Genomic DNA, 3490 nt, shown 5'->3' with positions numbered 1-3490 from the left:
CCTAATAAGCTTCCGGCTATGCCGGAAGTCATTTAACTGCCTGCAGCAGAGCAGGTTGATCTTTAAACTGGGCAGCCAGATCACCAATCAGGGTTTCTACAGAAACACCAAGCGTTTCGGCGGTCTGTGCCAGGGATTCTGCGGTTGGTTGTCCGGCCGCCAGCTCTGCTAACAGATCTGCCCGGGCCGTGCCAACAATGGCGGCTAGCGCCAATGCAGTTGAGGTAAGTAGGTGTTTTGGTTTCATTCGGGTTCCTGAATGGCAAAACGTCCTGATGGGCGTAAAGTTTAAAGAATTGTAACTATTCAGTGAGCCCAGCAAACCAACTTACCAGACTGGTAAGGAATACCTGCCTTATAAGGGCTACGGACTTGGATGAGCTTTTTTCAGCCAGGTGGGTCATGGATTCGCAATTCTTTGAGACGACTTTCATCCATCTGCCAAGGTAGCCACTGGCTTAAATCTTCTGGTGGCTTCCGGTCATTAGCAATGCAAGCCTCAAGATAGCCCTTCAACCACAGCTTCTGATTGATCTTCCAGGTCTTCAGGCTTGTCAGCACCGTAAAGAACCAGGCCGCCAGCTCCATACTCCAGTCGCTCCCGCTGCCGTAGTAGTTTTTCCGGCCAACCACGGGACCTCGCAACGTCTGTTCAGCAATATTGTTATCCATCGGAATGTCCGGATTTTGAATAAACCGGCAGAGCCCTTCCCAATGGTTCACAAGGCTCTCAAGTACCTTTTGCGCTTTTTCAGCCAGCCGTGGTCGTACCAGGTCTTTATCTCGCTGAGAGGCTATACGTTCAACATGTTTTTCCAGTCTCAACTGGCGGGTCGGCCACTGCTTTGGGTCTTCCCGCACAAGAAGTCGTTGCTCGTTTAAATAATATAAACGAGCAATTCTATCTACCCAGGCAATGCTCCATTTTTCCAAATCCGGGTCACCACGACTGGCATCAATAAAATCTCGCCTGACATGAGCCCAGCAGAAGGCCAGAACAATCAATGGGTGGTCTTTGGCCAGTTTCTTGTAGGCAGAATACCGGTCGCAGACAAGGGTTCCCTCGCTATCTCCAATAACTGATTCAGGGACAGAGGAGCAGACCATTGATCCGACTTATGTTCATTCCCTGGCACAGGTAAACCTTTATCCCGTAACGTCTTCCGCCAATTGTACAACGTTTGCTCACTAATGCCTTCCTCTCTGGCCACATCAGGCACTGAAGGATTATGTGGAGGCAACAGTTTCTTCACAACCGCAGCTTTACGTTCTTTTGAATAACTCGGCACATTAAACTTCTGCCGCCCACTGTCTAACTATTTTGGTTAATCAGCAACCGGGACAACTATCCTGACACAGTGGGATTGTCTGTGGTGGTAATTCGGAAGAATTTAAGAAGCTTTGTTCGGACTGATGGGAAGGAAGCAATTAATCCGAATAATTGCCATTACTTTGCTGGCCTTTCTGGTCATCCTTTCGGCCTGCAAAAGTCTCGGTTACGGCCACTGGGCCTGGGGCAGTATTGAAAAAGTCGGGGTCAAAAATCGGGGAACAGGTATGCCGGTTAACGTTGACCTGTTTGTGCTTGAGTAATTCTTCAACGGGTATTGGTTGATGGAAATCAAAGGCTCAGTTTTTATCCGGCATAATCACGCTAATCGTTGGGAAATAACTGGTGTAACGCCCCTTGTCCCGACTGACTAACGGCCATTTGCACACGGCTGCCTGTGCTCCAATATAAAAATCCGGTAGCACCCCCGTTTTTTGTCCCCCCTGTTTACGGTATTTGAGATAAGCTTTAGCGGCCAGAAACAGGGTGTCATGGTTCAGGGGTTGCTCACCGATATTGAGCCTGTGCAGTAATTTCAGCACCGCAGCCGGTGATTCCATACCGGCACAAAGTTCTGAAAAAATAATCGGGTTAATCACGGCATCGTAAGCTTTGTTCAGTTCACGCAAGGATACCTTGGCCCATGTATGCCAATGGCTCTCTTTATCAAGGATATCGAGTATGACGCAGGTATCCAGCAGAATGAGTGCCATCAATCATCCCTCAGAAGTTTTAGTAGCTCATCGGCACCCATGTTGAGCTTGAATTCATCGGCGGCTTTTTCTACCGGGTCTTCGGTTTCAATCGTTACTTTTTGCAGTACCACTTCGCCCCGTTCGTTTTTTATAAAATTGACCCGGTCTCCGGGGTTCAGGCCGAGACTTTTACGAATATGGGCAGGAATGGTTACCTGCCCCTGCGTGGTTAATTTCATCATGATTCTTATCGCTCTGGTTTGAATCTATTAGGTATTAAATTAATAGTTAATAATTGATTAAATGACAACTTTTTCGAGTCAAGTAGAGGTCATCAGTACTTTGGTTCTGGAGCAATCACGGCAAGACCACTTTGCCGGTTACGACCCGTTTGACGGTTTAAACAGCAAACTGTTCGAGTGGCTGCCCGGCCTGAAGTCGGGCATTTTTGGTTTGGCCTGGATTCAGTTTTTCAAGCAGTCTCCCATTAATTTCCGTCCCTTGCTGGGTGTACCGAAACGCCGCAACCCAAAAGGGGTAGGCCTGTTTATCCCACTGTGTCAGGATAGTTGTCCCGTTCAGTGCAGGTAGCCTTTATAAAAGGCTGGAAGAGTCCGGTAAACTGGTTAAGCTGCGGCTTAGGGTTTGCTCCGAAACAATCCGAGGTCGCAATCCGGGGTTGGCAATCCGGAGTCGGGTCTTTCATCATGCCCCGCTTCAATCAATCCGGAGCCGATGGGAAGACTTTTTGACAAATGCTCTACGCACTTCATCCGTGGGCTATTTTTTCGGTGGTCAAACCTCAGTTCTCCCCGACTAACATCTTAAATATTTTTTAATTATCGGCTGTGCATTGTATGAAGGGCAGCAGTTCTTTATTCCATTGCGGGCATTTAATCCGATGGACTTAATGGTGACCTGCCAGGGGTTAATTCTGCCGGCGGCAACATTTGTTTTCATAGAATGGAGGTTTTTTTAAAACAATATCCAGTTCCAAATAACAATAGAAGGCGATGTTGTTAACAATAAAAGCATCAAGCAATAAAAATCTTTTTTGTGATTATTTTTGAAGACTATGCCTACATCCTTTTTGTCTGGCCGATCCCGGCTGTCTGTTTATTTTCTGGTAGGGCTCGATATTGCCATTGCCTTTGGCTGTGGTGAGCTGGCTGAGTATATTCGCTTTGGGGAGCATACCCGGCACTACTTTCCACTGATGTATCTGCATTCGCTGCTGGTTGTCACCTTTTCGTTTCTCTGCAATGTTTATGGCCCCTGGCGGGTGGGGCGTTTCAGTGAGCGGTTTGCCCGAAAGATTCAGGCAAGGTGACCCAGGCGACCAAGGGGGATGCTCGAGTTACCCGTGTTGGCGCTTTTATTCGCAAGACCAGTCTTGATGAGCTGCCGCAATTTATTAATGTGCTGCAGGGGCGTAAGTAGTTGGCCAAATGGAATCGTATATTTC

Annotated in this window: 8 protein-coding genes and 1 pseudogene; 4 read left to right on the top strand and 5 right to left on the bottom strand. The window is 47.8% G+C overall.

Going from position 1 to position 3490, the window contains the following annotated elements; all coding sequences use genetic code 11:
- Nucleotides 1-28: 28 nt before the first annotated feature.
- The 3 genes from CX664_RS24005 to CX664_RS23995 form a co-directional block, all read right to left on the bottom strand.
- The gene (locus CX664_RS24005; protein ID WP_101749143.1) at nt 29-247 is read right to left on the bottom strand and encodes a hypothetical protein; all 219 of its coding nucleotides are present in this window, start codon (nt 245-247) and stop codon (nt 29-31) included.
- 140 nt (nt 248-387) lie between these two features.
- Complete coding sequence (locus tag CX664_RS24000) at nt 388-1107, bottom strand: IS66 family transposase (RefSeq protein WP_101749142.1); 720 nt, start codon at nt 1105-1107, stop codon at nt 388-390.
- Complete coding sequence (locus CX664_RS23995) at nt 1002-1289, bottom strand: transposase (protein WP_101749144.1); 288 nt, start codon at nt 1287-1289, stop codon at nt 1002-1004. The genes CX664_RS24000 and CX664_RS23995 overlap by 106 nt, the downstream gene beginning before the upstream one ends.
- Before the next feature lie 124 nt (nt 1290-1413).
- Between CX664_RS23995 and CX664_RS23990 the strand changes: the two genes are divergently transcribed.
- Nucleotides 1414-1593 (top strand): hypothetical protein, encoded by a 180-nt coding sequence (locus tag CX664_RS23990; protein ID WP_101749141.1) that lies wholly within the window; start codon nt 1414-1416, stop codon nt 1591-1593.
- Between the two features lie 36 nt (nt 1594-1629).
- Here the strand turns inward: CX664_RS23990 and CX664_RS23985 are convergent, their stop codons facing one another.
- Nucleotides 1630-2043 carry a type II toxin-antitoxin system VapC family toxin gene (locus CX664_RS23985; RefSeq protein WP_101749140.1) on the bottom strand — a complete coding sequence of 138 codons (414 nt, stop codon included), beginning with the start codon at nt 2041-2043 and terminating at the stop codon, nt 1630-1632.
- The gene (locus tag CX664_RS23980; RefSeq protein WP_101749139.1) at nt 2043-2267 is read right to left on the bottom strand and encodes a type II toxin-antitoxin system PrlF family antitoxin; all 225 of its coding nucleotides are present in this window, start codon (nt 2265-2267) and stop codon (nt 2043-2045) included. The genes CX664_RS23985 and CX664_RS23980 overlap by 1 nt, the downstream gene beginning before the upstream one ends.
- A 61-nt stretch (nt 2268-2328) precedes the next feature.
- Between CX664_RS23980 and CX664_RS26730 the strand changes: the two genes are divergently transcribed.
- The 3 genes and pseudogenes from CX664_RS26730 to CX664_RS23965 all read left to right on the top strand — a co-directional run.
- Nucleotides 2329-2616, top strand: a complete 288-nt coding sequence (locus CX664_RS26730) for a hypothetical protein (protein WP_180966614.1) — start codon at nt 2329-2331, stop codon at nt 2614-2616.
- 484 nt (nt 2617-3100) lie between these two features.
- Nucleotides 3101-3355 carry a hypothetical protein gene (locus tag CX664_RS23970; RefSeq protein WP_101749138.1) on the top strand — a complete coding sequence of 85 codons (255 nt, stop codon included), beginning with the start codon at nt 3101-3103 and terminating at the stop codon, nt 3353-3355.
- Nucleotides 3340-3459: pseudogene (locus CX664_RS23965) on the top strand (sugar transferase); the annotation flags it as partial. The gene CX664_RS23970 and the pseudogene CX664_RS23965, both read left to right, overlap by 16 nt.
- Nucleotides 3460-3490 lie beyond the last annotated feature (31 nt).

Source organism: Endozoicomonas acroporae, assembly GCF_002864045.1.
In the GTDB taxonomy this organism is placed as follows: domain Bacteria; phylum Pseudomonadota; class Gammaproteobacteria; order Pseudomonadales; family Endozoicomonadaceae; genus Endozoicomonas; species Endozoicomonas acroporae.
Note: the sequence above shows the minus strand (reverse complement) of the source record. Positions and strands in the feature narration are given on the sequence as shown.